The organism is Bacteroides sp. D22, from assembly GCF_000163675.1.
GTDB classification, from domain to species: domain Bacteria; phylum Bacteroidota; class Bacteroidia; order Bacteroidales; family Bacteroidaceae; genus Bacteroides; species Bacteroides xylanisolvens.
In genome coordinates, this window is record NZ_GG774795.1 from 191,957 (window position 1) to 207,504 (window position 15,548).

General features: G+C 43.0%; 11 protein-coding genes and 1 pseudogene. 5 read left to right on the forward strand and 7 right to left on the reverse strand.

The genetic code is table 11. The features are described from left to right. Positions 1–25 precede the first annotated feature (25 nt). Together HMPREF0106_RS23460 and HMPREF0106_RS23455 are read left to right on the forward strand one after the other, a co-directional pair. Positions 26–1,111, forward strand: a complete 1,086-nt coding sequence (locus HMPREF0106_RS23460) for a PCMD domain-containing protein (protein ID WP_004313579.1) — start codon at positions 26–28, stop codon at positions 1,109–1,111. A 121-nt stretch (positions 1,112–1,232) separates the two neighbouring features. Next, complete coding sequence (locus HMPREF0106_RS23455) at positions 1,233–2,018, forward strand: porin family protein (protein WP_032850963.1); 786 nt, start codon at positions 1,233–1,235, stop codon at positions 2,016–2,018. Positions 2,019–2,122: 104 nt separating this feature from the next. Here the strand turns inward: HMPREF0106_RS23455 and HMPREF0106_RS23450 are convergent, their stop codons facing one another. After that, positions 2,123–2,689: a calycin-like domain-containing protein gene (locus tag HMPREF0106_RS23450; RefSeq protein ID WP_008024812.1), complete on the reverse strand. Its 567-nt coding sequence runs from the start codon at positions 2,687–2,689 to the stop codon at positions 2,123–2,125. Between the two features lie 162 nt (positions 2,690–2,851). Here HMPREF0106_RS23450 and aroC point away from each other — a divergent pair, with 162 nt between their 5' ends. Together aroC and HMPREF0106_RS23440 are read left to right on the forward strand one after the other, a co-directional pair. After that, positions 2,852–3,928 carry a chorismate synthase gene (aroC, locus tag HMPREF0106_RS23445; protein WP_008024813.1) on the forward strand — a complete coding sequence of 359 codons (1,077 nt, stop codon included), beginning with the start codon at positions 2,852–2,854 and terminating at the stop codon, positions 3,926–3,928. Continuing rightward, complete coding sequence (locus HMPREF0106_RS23440; protein ID WP_009038763.1) at positions 3,928–5,292, forward strand: dipeptidase; 1,365 nt, start codon at positions 3,928–3,930, stop codon at positions 5,290–5,292. Before aroC ends, HMPREF0106_RS23440 begins: the two co-directional genes overlap by 1 nt. 113 nt (positions 5,293–5,405) lie before the next feature. On the opposite strand, the gene HMPREF0106_RS23435 is transcribed toward HMPREF0106_RS23440, so the two are convergent. Next, complete coding sequence (locus tag HMPREF0106_RS23435; protein WP_009038764.1) at positions 5,406–6,464, reverse strand: linear amide C-N hydrolase; 1,059 nt, start codon at positions 6,462–6,464, stop codon at positions 5,406–5,408. Positions 6,465–6,644: 180 nt separating this feature from the next. On the opposite strand from HMPREF0106_RS23435, the pseudogene HMPREF0106_RS28085 reads away from it, so the two are divergent. Next, positions 6,645–6,788 (forward strand): annotated as a pseudogene (locus tag HMPREF0106_RS28085) (formylglycine-generating enzyme family protein); the annotation flags it as partial. 27 nt (positions 6,789–6,815) lie between these two features. Here the strand turns inward: HMPREF0106_RS28085 and HMPREF0106_RS23430 are convergent. The 5 genes from HMPREF0106_RS23430 to HMPREF0106_RS23415 form a co-directional block, all read right to left on the reverse strand. Beyond that, entirely contained in the window at positions 6,816–8,852 is a 2,037-nt protein-coding gene (locus HMPREF0106_RS23430) for a hypothetical protein (protein WP_009038765.1), read from the reverse strand. A 109-nt stretch (positions 8,853–8,961) separates the two neighbouring features. Next, positions 8,962–11,139: a DNA topoisomerase 3 gene (locus tag HMPREF0106_RS23425; protein ID WP_009038766.1), complete on the reverse strand. Its 2,178-nt coding sequence runs from the start codon at positions 11,137–11,139 to the stop codon at positions 8,962–8,964. 510 nt (positions 11,140–11,649) lie between these two features. Further along, positions 11,650–13,359: an ATP-binding protein gene (locus HMPREF0106_RS23420; protein WP_009038767.1), complete on the reverse strand. Its 1,710-nt coding sequence runs from the start codon at positions 13,357–13,359 to the stop codon at positions 11,650–11,652. A 306-nt stretch (positions 13,360–13,665) separates the two neighbouring features. Then, positions 13,666–13,788 carry a hypothetical protein gene (locus tag HMPREF0106_RS28090; protein WP_255344210.1) on the reverse strand — a complete coding sequence of 41 codons (123 nt, stop codon included), beginning with the start codon at positions 13,786–13,788 and terminating at the stop codon, positions 13,666–13,668. A 102-nt stretch (positions 13,789–13,890) separates the two neighbouring features. Then, positions 13,891–15,537 (reverse strand): mannosyl-glycoprotein endo-beta-N-acetylglucosamidase, encoded by a 1,647-nt coding sequence (locus HMPREF0106_RS23415; protein WP_009038768.1) that lies wholly within the window; start codon positions 15,535–15,537, stop codon positions 13,891–13,893. Between the last annotated feature and the right edge of the window lie 11 nt (positions 15,538–15,548).

The window sequence follows — 15,548 nt, forward strand, 5'->3', positions numbered from 1 at the left end:
TTTAACAGAAAGAATTGATAGAAAAATGAAAGCAAAACACGTAATTGTCTATTTGCTACTAGCTATTGTTTCCTCTTCATGCATCCGCGAAGAAGCTCTCAATGCAGAAGCAGACATATTAAGTTGTATACTACCGGGAGTAGCCATGACAACCAGCCCTATTATTAACAATAATTCCATAACTATCTTTGTCGGTCCGGGAACTGATATTTCAGAACTCAAACCTGAATTTACATTGACTCCAGGAGCTACGATCAGTCCACTTAGCGGCACAGAACGAAATTTCAATACCCCACAGGAATATACTGTCACAGCTGCCGACGGTATTTGGAAAAAAGCATATACAGTATCAGTGATCGACACGGAACTTGCCACGAACTATAACTTCGAAGATACACTGGGCGGAAAGAAGTACTACATATTTGTAGAACGCGAAAGAGATAAGGTCGTCATGGAATGGGCCAGCGGAAATGCGGGTTATGCCATGACCGGAGTAGCCAAAACAGCCGATGATTATCCCACTTTCCAAATAACGGACGGAAAAGCCGGCAAATGCCTCTCCTTAGTGACACGCAGTACCGGATTCTTCGGTCAGCTAGCAGGAATGCCTATTGCGGCAGGAAATCTGTTTATCGGTTCTTTCGATGTGAGTAACGCAATGAGCAATCCACTGAAAGCGACTAAATTCGGCCTTCCTTTCCGGCATGTACCCACTTATCTAGCTGGTTATTATAAATACAAAGCAGGAGATCAGTTTACAGAGGGAGGAAAACCTGTGAACGGGAAACGGGACATCTGTGACATATATGCCATCATGTACGAAACCAGTGAATCTGTTCCCACTCTCGACGGAACGAATGCATTCACCAGTCCGAACCTGATTTCAACAGCACGGATTAATAATGCCAAAGAAACGAACGAATGGACTTACTTTAAACTTCCTTTCATCACTCTCCCCGGAAAATTCATTGATAAGGAGAAGCTAAGGGATGGGAAATATAATATAGCCATTGTGTTTACCTCAAGTCTGGAAGGAGATCATTTTAACGGAGCAATCGGAAGTACATTACTGATCGACGAGGCCGAGTTAATCTATCACTCGGAAAATTAGCGGGATTTCGATGAAGGATTTTCCATAACAATACCTCATAATACACTCAAGCAATGTACCCACACAAAACGTGCACATTATCAAACGAACGGAATTAAATAACTTTATAACAACCATAATGATGAAAATCTATCCGTATATATTCAGTTTATTAGCCTGTATAGGAATAGCTCTCCCCGGCTATTCACAGGTAGACCGAAATGAAACGCTGATCCGTTCCGCCCTTCACGGACTGGAATATGCAATCAAAGCAGGTTTCAGCATTGGCGGCACAGCCCCGCTTCCCCTTCCGGTAGAAATCCGTTCGATTGACGGATATAACCCGACACTGGCCATCAGCATAGGGGGCGAAGTAACCAAATGGATTGCCGTTCAGAACAAACTCGGAATCATAGTCGGACTCCGGCTCGAAAACAAAGCAATGACCACCGAAGCCACCGTAAAAAATTACAATATGGAAATTCTCGGACAAGGAGGTGAAAGAATCAGCGGAGTATGGACGGGCGGAGTGAAAACCAAAGTACATACCGCCGGACTGACTATACCTCTAATGGCTACCTACAAACTAAGTAACCGATGGAACATCAAAGCCGGACCTTATTTCTCGTATCTGCTTTCAAGAGAATTTTCAGGTCATGTGTACGAAGGATATTTGCGGGAAGATGATCCCACCGGTCCGAAAGTAGAATTTACCGACGGCAAAATTGCAACCTACGATTTCTCGGACGACTTGAGACATTTCCAGTGGGGATTACAGGTGGGAGCCGGATGGCGAGCTTTCAAGCACCTCAATGTGTATGCTGATCTCACCTGGGGATTGAACGATATATTTAAAAGCAATTTTAATACAATCACTTTTGCAATGTATCCTATCTATTTGAATATAGGTTTTGGGTACGCATTTTAAGTCTCACCACAGATTACACAGATTAACACAGATTGATTTATAAGTCATAGACTATCAATATAAATAATCTGTGTTAATCTGTGTAATCTGTGGTGAATAAGGAATTAATTTCCACCAGACTCCGCCACCTGTTTCACTCCGGAATAGGTCACTTTTACAGTCTGTTGCAATGTAGGCACTTTCACGTTAATGGTCATGTCTGCATTTCCATCTTCTACCGTTCCCGTAACAGTTACAGGACAGGTACCCAAAGCAGCGGCATTTCCCTCAAACGTAAGGTCTTGCTGTCCGGTAAATGTAGACACCCCTTCCCCCTTCTTCACTTCGCACTTATCAACAACAATATCTCCAAATTTCAGGATCTGTTGGTTGATAAACAGTTCAAACTCCTTCAATTCAATCTTCACTTCCGTATTGCTGACTTGCGAGAGAGTGATAAACTTCTCTATTCCATCTCCTATGACAATTTCCTGGTCAGAACCATCCGGTATCATGGATATATCCAGATTTCCCCAATACGTTCCGACTACATCCGGAGCCGTTATCGCAGCTTCCTCTTCAGGAGGATTCCCATTATTCTTGTTATCACTGTCGTCATCGTCACTGCTACAAGCAGCAAAGAAAGTAAGAGAGCAGACCAATGCCAATAAATACAATAGATTCTTTTTCATACGTCTTTGGTTTAGTTATTATAATAAATTTCGTCCCTTATAAACTAAAAAGAAGAAAAAAGGTTCAATATGCTTCCTTTTTCGAAGATATTTCGAGTTCACAACTTTCTTATCGAAAACTTTGTTATATTTGCATATAGTAATTTTAAAAAAGCCACAACTATGTTTAATTCATTTGGCAATATCTTTCGGCTCACAAGTTTCGGTGAGTCTCATGGAAAAGGAGTTGGAGGAGTGATTGACGGATTTCCGGCAGGAATTGTCATCGACGAAGAATTTGTACAACAAGAACTTAATCGCCGCCGTCCGGGACAATCCATTCTTACCACTGCACGTAAAGAAGCTGATAAAGTTGAGTTTCTTTCAGGCATTTTTGAAGGGAAATCCACCGGATGCCCTATTGGTTTTATCGTTTGGAATGAAAACCAACACTCCAATGACTACAACAATCTGAAAAATGTATATCGTCCTTCACACGCTGATTACACGTACACAGTGAAATACGGAATCCGTGACCACCGTGGCGGCGGACGTTCTTCCGCACGCGAAACGATTTCGCGCGTAGTAGCCGGTGCATTGGCTAAGTTAGCACTTCGTCAACTGGGTATCAATATCACTGCCTATACTTCGCAGGTAGGTCCTATCAAATTGGAGGGTACTTACTCGGATTACGACCTCGATTTGATAGAAACAAACGATGTACGTTGTCCGGACCCGGAAAAAGCAAAAGAAATGGCAGACCTTATATATAAGGTGAAAGGAGAAGGCGACACCATCGGTGGCACACTGACCTGCGTCATCAAGGGATGCCCCATCGGACTTGGACAACCTGTTTTCGGCAAACTCCATGCTGCCTTGGGTAACGCCATGTTAAGCATTAACGCTGCCAAAGCATTCGAATACGGCGAAGGATTCAAAGGACTAAAAATGAAAGGTTCCGAACAGAACGATGTTTTCTATAATAACAACGGACGCATCGAGACACATACCAACCACTCCGGAGGTATCCAGGGAGGATTGAGTAATGGTCAGGATATTTATTTCCGTGTAGTATTCAAACCGATTGCAACGTTGCTGATGGAACAGGAAACCGTCAACATTGATGGAATCGACACCACCCTGAAAGCACGCGGACGCCATGACGCTTGTGTACTGCCCCGTGCCGTGCCTATCGTAGAAGCAATGGCCGCCATGACTATACTTGATTATTACTTACTGGATAAAACAACGCAACTGTAATGAACGAAATTCAGAAATACATAATAGCGCACGAACCGAAAATGATGAATGACCTGTTCAGTCTCATCCGTATCCCCAGTATCAGTGCTCTGCCGGAGCATCACGATGATATGCTGGCTTGTGCAGAACGCTGGGCGCAGTTGTTACTTGAAGCTGGAGCAGATGAAGCATTGGTGATGCCCTCAAAGGGCAATCCGATTGTTTTCGCTCAAAAGATGGTCGACCCGGACGCAAAGACCGTATTGGTTTATGCTCATTACGATGTAATGCCGGCCGAATCGCTGGAACTTTGGAAGAGCCAACCATTTGAACCGGAAATACGGAACGGATATATCTGGGCGCGTGGAGCAGATGACGACAAAGGACAATCATTCATCCAGGTGAAAGCGTTCGAGTATCTCGTCAAAAACGGATTGCTGAAGAATAATGTAAAATTCATCTTCGAAGGTGAAGAAGAAATAGGCTCACCCAGCCTGGAAGCTTTCTGCGAAGAGCACAAAGAGTTGCTGAAGGCAGATGTCATCCTTGTCTCGGATACGAGTATGCTGGGAGCTGAACTTCCGTCTTTAACGACTGGTCTTCGCGGACTGGCTTATTGGGAAATAGAAGTGACTGGGCCGAACCGTGATTTACACTCCGGACATTTCGGTGGTGCGGTGGCTAATCCCATCAACACACTTTGCCAGATTATCAGCAAGGTGACGGATGCCGACGGACGGATTACCGTTCCCGGATTCTATGACGATGTGGAAGAAGTTCCGCAAGCCGAACGGGAAATGATTGCGCATATTCCTTTTGACGAAAAGAAATACAAAGAAGCAATCGGCGTAAAAAAGCTTTTCGGAGAAAAAGGATACAGCACATTGGAACGTAACAGCTGTCGTCCGTCTTTTGACGTATGTGGCATTTGGGGCGGATATACGGGAGAAGGTTCTAAAACCGTACTTCCTTCAAAGGCGTATGCCAAAGTTTCCTGCCGGTTAGTTCCGCATCAGGATCATCATAAGATTTCGCAGATGTTTGCAGAGTATATTTCAAGCATTGCTCCGGAAACTGTTCAGGTGAAAGTGACTCCGATGCATGGAGGACAAGGATACGTATGCCCGATTTCGCTTTCTGCTTATCAGGCTGCCGAAAAAGGCTTTGAAATTGCTTTCGGAAAGAAACCGCTGGCAGTACGCCGTGGTGGTAGTATTCCTATCATTTCTACTTTTGAACAAGTATTGGGAATCAAAACTGTATTGATGGGATTCGGTTTGGAATCAGACGCCATCCATTCACCAAACGAAAACTTTTCACTGGATATTTTCCGTAAAGGGATAGAGGCAGTCATTGAATTTCATCAAGAATACGCCAGACGATAAAGCGGACAGACAAAAAGTCTAATTATAAACGGTATATAAAAAAGAGCGATGGACAAGTGTTTGATTACAAACCTGTCCACCGCTCTTTTTATATATTTACAGATACCAACAAATTACATGACCGGAGTCTGGAAAAGGAAAGTAAACGATTGACTGTCTTTCAAATCCTTCACTGCATCACCTGCATAAATCTCTCCCTTTGTCAGAGACAATTTCTTAATCCCTGCTTTCGGACTAAAATCTATTTTCTTCAAGTCCAGCCAAAACATATTCGGTGTCAAAGTAGATTCGAAATAATACACTTTATTCTTCTGATCGGAAACGGAACGCCAACGGGTAGAAGAAATATAAGGCTTCTCCGGCGTGTTAATACCAAATGGTACAGAAACATTACGCATCACACTCAATACACTGGGAACTGCAATTTTTGCATCAGCAGTTTGCGGAATGGCATGAATGTAGAAAGAAGCCCTGACAAAGCGGTCACTCGCACGATTTGTTCCCGGTAGCATCTGTAAGCCACCAATTTCTTTCCAATAATCATTAATAGCCAATTGATAGTCATATCGGGGAGAATTTGTCATCACCCGGTATTCTTTCCCTTCGTGAATACTTAATTTTCCATCCAAATATTCCAATACAGCCGTATTCCCAGTTTCATCGGTTATAGCCAGATGCAAGGTAGATTCCGGTCCCCCATTCGGCATACGGGGAGCATCAATCCGGAAAGTCTCTTTTTTCAGTTCATCCACGGCTTCGCGTACCGTAGCAAAGTTATCAAGCACATACTGTGTCCAAATGCTGATTCCCATTGCCGGACGGGTATCACCGGGAAGAGAGTAAATAGATTCCGGTAAGAAAAGCAGACTCGCCACCAATCCTTTCTCGTTCATTCCATCGCAAGTACCAATATCATATCCTGTGGCAATTACACTTCCGTATTTGGCAGTCCAGTTCACCGTTTTATCCTTGTTATGTCCCGCACGCTGAATACCACGTGGAAACACATAGATATTCGTCATGATATCTTCTTTCCAGTCCATGGTACGCCCCGTTATCACCATCTGGTCAGGACCTATGTATACTGCACGCGTACATGCTTCCACAGGCTGTATACTCCCCAAAGAGACGGCAACCAACACCAATGCAACTCCTGCTAATTGTTTCTTCATATTCTTTCTTTTTAAATAATTGATACTCTTATTTATAAATAACAAATATGACACGATTATTGCCTACAAGAAAGATGATTTTAATGAAAAAAAAGAATTTATTCAGTGAATGAGGAAGTTTTTGGTTTTCGATGCATGACAGTTATCATCGCAGAACTCATTTCTAGCGATAGATATTAAATAAATGAAAAGGATATGCATAAAGTATTACGCGGAGGCAGTTATTACACCTTCGAGAAATACTGTAAAGTCACCAGCCGTTATGGAGTGACCCCACAACGGTGGGATATTGATTACGGGTTGCGGTTAGTAGTGTCTCTCTAACTTATGTATAAATGTTAAGTCGGCTTATTAATCGGCCAATCTATAAAGCTCATATCCTCCCAATGCCAGTATGTAGGGCAGATTATAAATTACATCAGCATCCTTCTCTACCTCTTCGGGATGCTTTTGTAGTAGTTCGTAGAAAGGCATAATAAGAGGATGTTGCAAAAATACCTTATCCTTCACCTTAGCACGTTTCCAACCGGCCACCGTACGCTCGGCATTCCATCGGTACTTCTCCATGCGTACTAACAGATACAAAACTTGAGCTGGCAGATCTTCATTGAACATAGATTCGGATATGTGTGCCGGTGAGTGGTCACTCCGTCTGATGCCGTAGCCCAATGTGCGACAAAATACACTATAGGCATCTAGTTGATAGCGGTTAGCCCAACGCAACGGCTCGCTTAGTTTATTCCACAAATACTGCGCCTGGTGGTTCATCAAAATAAAGTCGGCAGAATGGTTACCATAGGATTCATACATCTTCTTCAATACCTCTTTTTGTTTGAGGCTTTCATCAGCATAACAACAATCGTATAAGTAGTTCACATACAAAGCCAGTTTATCTTGCAAGATGTTTTTCTTTATTCCCCTGTCTACCATACCAAACACCTTGACATAGCGATAGCGTCCCTTCTCGTCGTCCACCATCGACGACAAATCATTATTAAACTCCTGACGGATTAGCACACGACACTGATACTGATAAACTTCATGTGGTAAGTTGAGTCCTAATGAAAGACTCAAATCAGGATCATGCACACAAATGGCCACTGTAAGCATACAATGCTTATTTTGTGCCCACTGCTGCAGGCGGGTACGCATAGCAGTACTGCAAATATCGTCATGGCAATATTCCACCTCAATATCATCTATTTGGCTCTCTATATAGGGGAATTGAGCTTTGAAGTAGTCTTTCTGTGCCTCCATCTCGCGATCCACTAAAGTGATACGGGTACGTATACGTTCATCTGCAGGCAGACGGTCATCATAATTGGCATAATGGCAGATACGCAATGCTTCGAGTAGCAACGAACGTCCCACTCGGTTGAATCCCACGATAACCAGATGCACATAGTCTTGACTGGTAGCACTCCAACTTCCATCAGGTTGTTGTGTAATGCTTATGGGGCGATAATCCAGCGGATCATAACGCCTTTCACAATCAGCTCCATAAAGGCTCCATAGCTGCCGGGCCAAGTTTTCATGGAGATTAAAGGGCCGAAAGAAAATATTAGGCTTGCCTTCTATACAAAAGACTTCGGGCGGCAGATTCATTTTCTGTATGTTAGAATACGAAGGGATGCTATCAAACTGTACATACACAGGCATCATCTTACCATCATAACATTTACCACGCAGAGTACTTACCAAGTGCACAATAGCTATATTTTTAGCATCGCGCCCGTAACGTTCTTCATCACCCAGCACATATACTTCAATAGCACTCTCTATGTTCAACCGCTGAAGTTCTTCGATCGACTCAATGTTGCCAAAGTAAACAAGCACTTGTCGCTCAACTTCAACAGGCAGGGCCGACTGTATACGATGCCGCACCGTTGCCGACTCCATACCGCTCATCAGCAAAATACGTGCCGAAGGACATTCGTCATACAGTTCACGTATCATATTGATAGACAATTCGTTGAATCCGATCAGTACATAATGATTTTTTATATTACGGTAGGTCATTCGCCCCGCGTATACCACTCCCACACGCCGCTCTATAATATTAGAGATAGTAGAGATGAGCACACCGCCCAGTAAAACGGATCCCGAAATACTGATAAGTCCCACTAATATCCTGTTAGGCCAGGCAGTCTCTTCTATTTGGTTACCGGGATCGACAAAGTTGTTGTACACTGCCCAGAGCCTTTCTCCCCATTCCTCGTGTCCATGCAATTGGATGGAAAAGAGCATCACGATAATAAAAAAGATAGCCAGCGCCGTAGCAATGGTAACGAGTAGCAAGGTGAGCTGTGACTTGATACCGCCCGAAATGGTGCGATCTATATATTCTTGCGAGAATATCTTCTTGTAGTAGTTTGCAAAACGGTTCATAGTAGTCCATATAGATTTATGTACAAATATAGTGTATTTTTCTATAAATCAAGTAGTTTTCCACTAAACTATTTCAGCCATACACTTTACCTTGTTACTGTGCGGAAAATTAGAAATTCTTCCGGAAAGTACATCCATTTCTCCATTCCGAACACCCGTAAGCAGTCTTCCCTTTAATGATGGTTCCTTTACCACAAAGTGGACAGGGTTGACCTACAAACGCATCTACCTCACCTGCCGCAGAAGGAGTTGAAGCTGCCATGGCCACCGGAGCAGGAGAACCGGGCGAATCAGTCTTCACTTCATTCGTCGTTTTTTCCGCTTTTGGTTTCTTTTCTTTCGGTGTACTCGGTTTTCGTTCACGCTTTTTAGGTTCTTTCTTCTCTTTCTCTTCGGCTTTTGCAGCAACTGCGTCCTGAATAGTTATGCGTCGATTCGTATTATCAGAAAGTACACTCATTACGATCTCTGAAACCATCTGCTTTAGTTCTTCGAGGAACTGGCGGGCATCGTATGTTTTCTTTTCAATCTCACGCAACTTCTTTTCCCAAATACCTGTCAATTCTGCCGATTTCAATAATTCTTCGTGAATAAGCTGCACCAACTCCACTCCTGTCGGGGTGGCAATCAGGTTCTTTCTTTCCTTACAGATATAATTTCGCTTGAACAACGTCTCAATGATTGCAGCACGGGTAGACGGACGACCGATACCATTCTCTTTCAAAGCATCGCGAAGTTCATCATTGTCCACCAGTTTTCCGGCTGTTTCCATTGCACGAAGCAAGGTTGCTTCAGTATAAGGTCTGGGCGGCTGTGTCCATTTTTCATTCAGGTCCGGAATATGAGGACCACTTTCACCCTTCACAAAAGCAGGAAGTACATTTTCATCCTCTTCCTCTTTTTCTTCAGTAGGGTCTTTTACTTCCTTGGCAAACACGACACGCCATCCCGGTTCCAGAATTTGTTTTCCGGTTACCCGAAACTCTATCTTATCCACTTCTCCCATCACAGTGGTAGTAGAAATTTTACAGTCCGGATAGAACACGGCTATAAAACGACGGGCTATCAAGTCGTAGACACGACGTTCCATATCCGTCAAGTTTTGAGCATAGACTCCGGTTGGGATAATGGCATGGTGATCCGTCACTTTCGAGTTGTCAAATACCTTTTTTGATTTAAGAAGTGTAGTGCCAGCTAACGGAGCTGTCAAGACTTCGTAATCACGGAGTCCTTTCAGGATAGCAGGACATTTCGGATAAATATCATCGCTCAAGAAAGTGGTATCCACACGCGGATAGGTAGCCACTTTCTTCTCATAAAGAGACTGGATCAGTTTCAGTGTTTCATCGGCCGAATAAGCGAATTTCTTGTTACATTCTACCTGAAGGGAAGTCAAATCGAACAAACGTGGAGCGTATTCCTTCCCGTCTTTCTTGCCGACATTGGTGACTACAAAAGGTAGGTCTTTCATACGTTCTACCAATGCTTCGCCTTCTTCCCGGTTGGCAATAGGGTCGATGCCCGGGTTATCTATTTTCTTTTTTCCGCCGTTCTTTTCCTCTTCCGCGGCAATTTCTTCATCACTTTTGCGAATGAGTGCAGAGAAAGTGGTATTACGATAGTTTGTTTTCAGTTCCCAATATTGTTTGGGTTCAAAATTGGCTATCTCCAATTGACGGTTGACAATCAATGCCAGCGTCGGTGTCTGTACACGACCGATAGAGAGCACCTGTTTGTTTTGACCGTATTTAAGGGTATAAAGACGGGTAGCGTTCATTCCCAACAGCCAATCACCCATCGCACGGGAAAGACCGGCTTCGTAAAGTGATTGAAATTCAGCTTGGTCTTTCAGTTTCGAGAATCCTTCACGAATAGCTTCTTCCGTCAACGAAGAAATCCACAGGCGCTTCACCGGACAGCGTGCGCCAGCTTTTTGCATCACCCAGCGCTGAATCAATTCTCCCTCCTGCCCGGCATCACCGCAATTGATGATTTCATCCGCATTCTGCATCAGCCACTCTATCACATGAAACTGCTTCTCAATACCCGGATCATGCCCAATCAGCTTGATACCGAAACGTGGCGGAATCATCGGCAGACTGCTCAAGCTCCATGATTTCCAGTTAGGGGTGTATTCATGTGGCTCCTTCAGGGTACAAAGATGCCCGAATGTCCAGGTCACCTGGTATCCGTTTCCTTCTATATATCCTTCTTTTCTGGTATGAGCGCCGAGTACTTCGGCTATATCACGTGCTACAGACGGCTTTTCGGCTATGCAAACTATCATTTTTTCTCTTCTTGTTTTTAAACTATCAGTTTGCAAAGTTACACGAATATTTCTCTTTGACGGCATGAAGATGCAAAAAATCCGGAACATGCGGTTTCCCTTCTCTTGAATATCTATTTTCAAAGAAGATTGGTAACTTTGTATGGGGAGTTTTTTTGCCTACTATAAAGTTGAAAAATATAAAAACATCTGCCACCTGCAACAAAACGCGTGTAACATGCTAGTTGATAAACAGTTGGAGCGTTGCAGATACCTGCGGCAGATGCGTTGCAGATACTTTATCTGCAACGCGTTATATAATCAAAGAAAAAGCCTTGATTCCTTTGTACAAAGCTATGGGAATAATTGGAGTGTCTCTACGGAGAAATTGTGGTGTCTCTAGGGGGAAACGACAGTATCCTTACGTAGAAACTGTAGTGTCCTGCCTTAGAAACGCTCGTTTCCTACGGTGGAAACTGCAATTTCCCGCCTCGAAACAGGAATTCAGCTGTTGGAGAAAAATGATTCATATTAAACCTCCCAACACTTCCACCCTTTGTTGGCACAGATATACACAATGTACGAACGAACATGGTAATTGGGGAATTTCCTTTTTGTATCTGCGGCATAACCTTTCACTTGCTCTACGTGTTCTGCCAGCGGTTCGGTGAGCGCAAGCATGCGGTCGGCATCTTTGGAACGATAGTATTTGAATTCCACCACGCGGTCGTCCGTGTAATAATCCGTGCCGGGGATGCCGATCATTTCAAAATCCGAACGACCGACGGAGTTATTTTGTTCGATGGCAAAAGTGTAACAATGGCTCAAATAGCGGGAGACAAGCTCGTAGAAAGAACAACGGATAAAGTTCTCGTTGATCTTATCGAAAACCTGTGCGGGGAATTGTCCCAGATATTGCTCGAAATAGTTCTGCACAAGGGGTTCAAAACTACGGTTGGAATCATAAAGTTCATAAACCGGGACGTAACGACTGGCGTTACCTTCGATCTTGTTCAATTGGTTGTAATAATCCATGTAGATGCTGCGCATGGTCATGTTGGGGAGCACCATGCGGTATGCACTCTTCAGGGTAGTCATACCTAAGTAGAACAAGCTGACGGGATAGAATTCTTTCTCAAAGAACTTCTTCTTGTTGAACTTACTGGATAAATCGCTGACGTTGTAAGACAGTTCATCGTCTATCACCAAGGCATCGAGCATCTCTTTGGCATTAGTAAGCGAAAGAGTTAAGCGGCGAATCCAATTGATGTCCGTACGCAGGTTCTCATCGATCAGTTCGGGCGGAATACTAGCAGTCTCCGCATAATTTTTAAAGAAATAGGTCAGAATGGTGGAATTAAAAAGGCGCTCACCACTGGGACTGAAACGATAACCGTCGTAGTTACTCACAATAAGTTGCCAGATTTCTTCAAACTGTTCTTCGCTACCGGAGTATTTGCGAAGTACATAACGCAAATATTTTTCCGTTTCAGTATATGTAAATCCAAGCATATTCAAAAAACCGGGTTTGAGTGTGAGGATTTCCGCAATGTTATAACCGCTAGTCAAATCGTCCATGGTGACAGGCAATACACCCGTGCAGAAACAGGTACGGATGCTACCTTCACCGATACCAGCTTTGATAACCTTAAAAAATGTACGCAAAAAACTGTCGTTGGTAGTCACTTCTTCATAAAGAGGGTCATTATAAGAAGTAAGCAGTTGATTGGTGAAGTTGTCATATTCATCAATAAGGATATAGGCTTTAGGAAGTCCGTACAGACGGATATAGGCAAGAGCTTCTTCAAGCATCTGGGCTGCATTCCCTCGATTGGTGAACTGGAAATCACCAAACAAATCACGATTATGCTCTACCATTATTTCTACAGGGCTACAATTCAAAGCGTCAAAGTTCCGCGCCAATCCTTGCATATCATTCGCCATCACCATTTTAGAAAAGTCATAACGAATCACCAAATACTGATTATGTTCTTGTGTTGGATGTGTACCCACCCACGTACCGCCAAAAAGTTCCTCAAAGCGGGGTGCCTTTGTACGGTCGTAATAAGAAGCCAACATTGAAATGAGCAGACTTTTCCCGAAGCGGCGGGGACGGAGAAAAACAGGAGCATTATAATCTTCAAGCCCCGGAATGTAATTTGTCTTATCGACATAATAAAAGCCACGTTCGCGAAGGTCTGCGAAGTCAGCCACTGCATATGGAATCGTTATTCTTGCCATAATCTTCAATCTTTTCTTTCGGTAGAGACAAAAGTACTAATAAAAAAGACGAAACGAAGTATATCCGTCATTCTTTCTTTAGATATAGATTGCATCTTCTTCAATACATCGGAAAACAAAGATAAACATTTAATATCAAATTAGTTTCAATGATACCACACTTTTTAGCAAGCATCATGTATAACTCTATACACAAAAGCTGCACAACTCTATGCACACATTGTGCATAGAGCTATGCAGCCTCTCTACATAAAATAAAGCTATATCAAAAGAAATGTTTCAACACAACCTCATTCGGAACTCTATTTATGCCGTAGGGTCGGGCACTTCTCCTCTTCCGCCTTCACTACTACCAGTGTCGGAGCCGCCTCCTGCTTCGGGTTTCGCACCGACGTAAAAAGTGACAATGGCGGTTCGTAGTGTTTTCAACGGTCACGGTGTTGTCAACCAACCAGATTTTCAATAAATTATTCAATTTATTATTTAATAATTCATTCATAGAGAAAGATTAGCATCCGCTAGTCAATAGAACTACCAATCTTTCTGAAACATATAATAATCTCTTACCGAGTATGGTACTTCTATCTGCGCCATTGTGGAACTCGAAAAATCCTCCGGTGCAGGGAATTTACATGAAATCCATGTCGCCCAAGGATCATTCCATACTCCCTCTTTTCCATAATCCATATAAGGGATATCTGCTCCCACCACCACATCTGTTCCACTAAGTGGAGTAAACCGCATCATGTTCATATATTCGCCTATTATGGTATTTTCCATCAAATTCATCTGTTCCTCTTGAGACATAGCGGCTATATCCCTGAGAAATATAGTCCCATATTTCTTTTCCGAAATTCCAGCTAAAGGACGTATGGTAGCATCTGTTTCGTAAGGCGCTAAAAAGTCCTCTAACGAACTCCAAGCGTAATCCAGATAGTTACCTACACTGATGCCCGCTTGCTCATCACAAAGTGCTTCGGTAGTTTCACGGGTATCAACCAACGTAAGCAATTTATCCGGCATCGCATTTTTCAATGCTTTTATCAATTTAGCATATGAAGTGTCATTGATGGGCGCCATTCCCTCTTTACCGTAACCTGCTCCTTTGTCCCAAAGGTTAATACCATCTAAATCGTAAAGACTGACAGCGGTTTGAACCTGTGCTGTAAAGTCACTGATTTGCGCATCTGTCAAATTTGCGAATCCCAATCCGGTTCCGCCACCCATGATGGCAAGACAGACTTTCAACCCATTCTCTTGCATAGGACGTAGATAGCGGATATGTTTTTTCAGTACATATTCCATATCAGTCGTATAGGTCAATACCGCACGCCCTTGCACCTCTTTCAAAAAAGCTGTGCGGACATTCAAGATATCTAATAAAGGACCTTTATAAATGTTCGTTTCTTCAAATCCTTCACTATAATCATAAGAATCGATACTAAGCGAAAACTGACCTGCAATCAAAGGATTCATGACTTCTGTGTCTATGTAAGCTATTACTGTACTCTGCTTTTCTCCCATCTCCTTTTTCTCTTCAACAGGATTAATGACGTAGTATATCTGATCAATCAGCTCCCCGGTCCCCGCATCAACAGCCTGAATTGGAAAAAGATAAGTATAATTGCTGTTTAAATATTCTCTTTTAAAAAGCAATTCTACATTCTCTGATTTCCGCTCTCCCGCCCGTATAGTCACAATAGCTTCTTTGCCTCCGTTTATCAATAAGGTATTTCCTAATCCGTTATTCCCTGGAATATTAAAATCAGAACCTAGAGTCTTTATTTTATACTCTTTACGGAATGTCTCTACTACAAAGCTTGTATAACTCCCTCCATCTTTCATTGTCTCATTATTTGCATAAGCATCCTCCATAGCAATCTTCAAAGTAATATCCTTTTCAAGTGGCTTTGGAAGAATAAGGCAAAGTTCATCTTTCCTTCCTAAATCAGTTTCATCACGTCCTTCCAAAGTTGGATCTCCAATACTGAGCAATACAATTTTACTCTCCGGACAAAACGTACTATTCAAAGCCCCCTTACTATTGACTGTTTCCACACCTTCAGTCGAACGTCCGTGCGTTACATCAGGATTGATGATCGCAGCATCGTCCTGACAGGCCAAGAGCATAAACAGCGCCCCCATTGCAACACACATATATTGTATTATCTTTTTCATCACTTACCTCC

Bases quoted from the DNA above. Each gene is read 5' to 3' on its own strand.
- HMPREF0106_RS23455 (WP_032850963.1), top strand. From the start codon at position 1,233: ATGAAAATCTATCCGTATATATTCAGTTTATTAGCCTGTATAGGAATA.
- HMPREF0106_RS23440 (WP_009038763.1), top strand. From the start codon at position 3,928: ATGAACGAAATTCAGAAATACATAATAGCGCACGAACCGAAAATGATG.
- aroC (WP_008024813.1), top strand. From the start codon at position 2,852: ATGTTTAATTCATTTGGCAATATCTTTCGGCTCACAAGTTTCGGTGAG.
- HMPREF0106_RS23450 (WP_008024812.1), bottom strand. From the start codon at position 2,689: ATGAAAAAGAATCTATTGTATTTATTGGCATTGGTCTGCTCTCTTACT.
- HMPREF0106_RS23460 (WP_004313579.1), top strand. From the start codon at position 26: ATGAAAGCAAAACACGTAATTGTCTATTTGCTACTAGCTATTGTTTCC.
- HMPREF0106_RS23430 (WP_009038765.1), bottom strand. From the start codon at position 8,852: ATGAACCGTTTTGCAAACTACTACAAGAAGATATTCTCGCAAGAATAT.
- HMPREF0106_RS23425 (WP_009038766.1), bottom strand. From the start codon at position 11,139: ATGATAGTTTGCATAGCCGAAAAGCCGTCTGTAGCACGTGATATAGCC.
- HMPREF0106_RS23415 (WP_009038768.1), bottom strand. From the start codon at position 15,537: ATGAAAAAGATAATACAATATATGTGTGTTGCAATGGGGGCGCTGTTT.
- HMPREF0106_RS23420 (WP_009038767.1), bottom strand. From the start codon at position 13,359: ATGGCAAGAATAACGATTCCATATGCAGTGGCTGACTTCGCAGACCTT.
- HMPREF0106_RS23435 (WP_009038764.1), bottom strand. From the start codon at position 6,464: ATGAAGAAACAATTAGCAGGAGTTGCATTGGTGTTGGTTGCCGTCTCT.